Genomic DNA, 2,574 nt, shown 5'->3' on the forward strand with positions numbered 1-2,574 from the left:
AGGCTTGCCCGCGAAGGCCATAACACGATTCCGCCAGTACACCGCGTAATCGTTCTTCGCGGGCAAGCCTCGCTCCTGCAGTGTGACGGCGTGCCTAGCGGGCGATGCCGTGTTTGCGCAGTTTTCGATAGAGGGTGTTACGGCTGACGCCGAGCTGCTCGGCGGTATGGGTCATGTGCCAACGGGTCTGCTCCAGCGCATTGAGCAACGCCAGCCGCTCGGCATCGTCCAGCGGATGTTCGGAAGTCTCTTCAACGGCCACAACCGGCACCGGTCGAACCTGACGAATCATCACCGGCAAATCCTCCAGCCCGATCCGCCCGTCGTCACACAACGCTGCCAAGGTGCGCAGCACATTGCGCAACTGCCGCACGTTCCCCGGCCAGGCGAAACCCAGCAAGGCTTGCCGGGCCGGCTCATCGATCAGCACCGTCTCTGCGCCCGCTTCCTCGGCCAGCAGAAAATCAAGCAACTGCGATTTATCACTTCGCTCACGCAACGCCGGCAATGCGATCTCCAGCCCATTGAGCCGGTAATACAAATCCTCGCGAAAGCTGCCGTCCTGCACCCGCTCCAGTAAATGGCGGTGAGTGGCGCTGATGACCCGCACATTGACCGACTCCGGCTCGCCGCCAATCGGCACCACCTGACGATCTTCCAGCACCCTTAATAGCCGGGTTTGCAACGCCAACGGCATGTCGCCGATTTCATCGAGGAACAGTGTGCCGCCGTCCGCCTGCTGCAACTTGCCGCGCATGCCTTCCTTGCGCGCGCCGGTAAAGCTGCCGCCGCGATAACCAAACAGTTCGCTCTCGATCAGGCTTTCAGGGATCGCCGCGCAGTTAAGGGCGACGAAGGCCTTGTCGGCCCGCTGGCTGGCCTGATGCACGGCTTTGGCAAAGGCTTCTTTGCCGGAACCGGTTTCGCCATTGATCAACAGCGGCACGTCTCGCTCGAAAACTCTCAAGGATTTGCGGAAATCTTCCTGCAACGCGGCATCGCCCAGGCAGATGCCCGACAGGCGCGGACGCTCGGCAATTGTCGGACCTGGCACCACCGGCACCGGAATGCTGCGCGGCTGCCCGCGCAACACGGCAAACAGACTCCGCCCATCACGGGTGCGCAACGGCCAACTGGCGCTGGCGTTGACACTGGCGCGGCCGAGCAAGTCATCCAGCGAGCAATCGAAAAACGCCTCCACCGGCTTGCCCAGCAATCCACCGCGAATATGCCCCAGCAAGTTCAGCGCACTCTGGTTGACCGCGCTGATCCGCCCTTCCCCGTCGAACGCCAGCAAGCCTTCGCTGAACAGCCCGACGGATTCGGCTTGCAGGTGAAAGCGCAGCAACCATTGATTGTCGAAGTAGCGCAGGAAATAGCAGCTCTCGATCATCTTCGCCGAGAGATTGACCAGGGCCATGGTGTGGAACTGGCTTTGACGTGAGACTTCGTGACGCGCCGAGGACACATCGAGAACCGCCAGCAGCTCGCCGTGAGGGTCGAACACCGGGCTCGCCGAGCACGTCAGGCCGGTGTGGCGGCCGCGAAAGTGTTCATCCTGGTGAATGGTCAGCGACTGGCGCTCCACCAGGCAGGTGCCGATGCCGTTGGTGCCTTCGCAGGCTTCGCTCCAGTCGGCGCCAAGCCACAGGCCGGCGCGCTCGAAGATTTTCCGTTCGGCCGGTGCGGTGACGCAGTTGAGGATCACCCCACGGGCGTCGGTGAGCAGCACGGCGTGGCCGGCGCCGGAAAGTTGCTGATGCAGACTGGTCATTTCGCTGCCGGCGATGTGCAGCACTTGCTGCAAGCGTTCGCGGCTTTCCAGCACCCGGCCGTGTTCCAGCACCGTCGGCGCCATCGTCAGGGCCGGGTCGAGGTGATAATCCTCAAGGCAGCGCAGCCATGAACGGGCGATGGACGGGTCGCTGCCAGGACCGTGCAGGTGGGATTTGCCCTGGGTGACGGTCAAGACTTGTTGGGCATGGCGACTCAAATGGTTGTCGTGCATTTCTTATTGTTCTCTCCGAGAGCTGTGCTGAACCCCATCAAGGGCTGACACACATCTTGTGGCCCAGCATCCTCCAGCCATCGGCGCATTGCAATGCTGGCAAGACCGCCCGGTCACAAGCTGTGCCACAAGCGGTACAAAGTGTCACGAGGGCTGTACCGGAATCGTCACAGGCGCCGCCCGCCCGTCCGACAAAAAACGCGCAAGACCTTGATTTGCCTGACCTGCAGGGCAGTGGCCCGACCTTTGCTCTACGCTTATAGCAAGCGCACATGCGCTCTCCCTTATAAGCACAAAAAGCCAAGGAGAAATCACCATGCGTTACGCTCACCCCGGTACTGAAGGCGCTATCGTTTCGTTCAAGAGCAAATACGGTAACTACATCGGCGGCGAGTTCGTCGCGCCTGTCAAAGGTCAGTACTTCACCAATACCTCGCCCGTGAATGGCCAACCGATTGCCGAATTCCCGCGCTCCACGGCCGAAGACATCGACAAAGCCCTGGACGCCGCCCACGCCGCTGCCGATGCCTGGGGCGCCACGTCCGCCCAGGCGCGCTCGCTGGTGC

General features: G+C 62.0%; 2 protein-coding genes. One reads left to right on the forward strand and one right to left on the reverse strand.

All coding sequences use genetic code 11. The annotated features are described in order from the left end of the window. Window positions 1-94 precede the first annotated feature (94 nt). The gene (locus QMX98_RS33995) at window positions 95-2,008 is read right to left on the reverse strand and encodes a sigma-54-dependent Fis family transcriptional regulator (protein ID WP_282412059.1); all 1,914 of its coding nucleotides are present in this window, start codon (window positions 2,006-2,008) and stop codon (window positions 95-97) included. A gap of 316 nt (window positions 2,009-2,324) precedes the next feature. Between QMX98_RS33995 and QMX98_RS34000 the strand changes: the two genes are divergently transcribed. Beyond that, a partial coding sequence (locus tag QMX98_RS34000; RefSeq protein ID WP_282412060.1) for an aldehyde dehydrogenase family protein occupies window positions 2,325-2,574 on the forward strand: 250 nt, incomplete at its 3' end.

The organism is Pseudomonas sp. PS02303, assembly GCF_029959925.1.
GTDB lineage: Bacteria > Pseudomonadota > Gammaproteobacteria > Pseudomonadales > Pseudomonadaceae > Aquipseudomonas > Aquipseudomonas mandelii.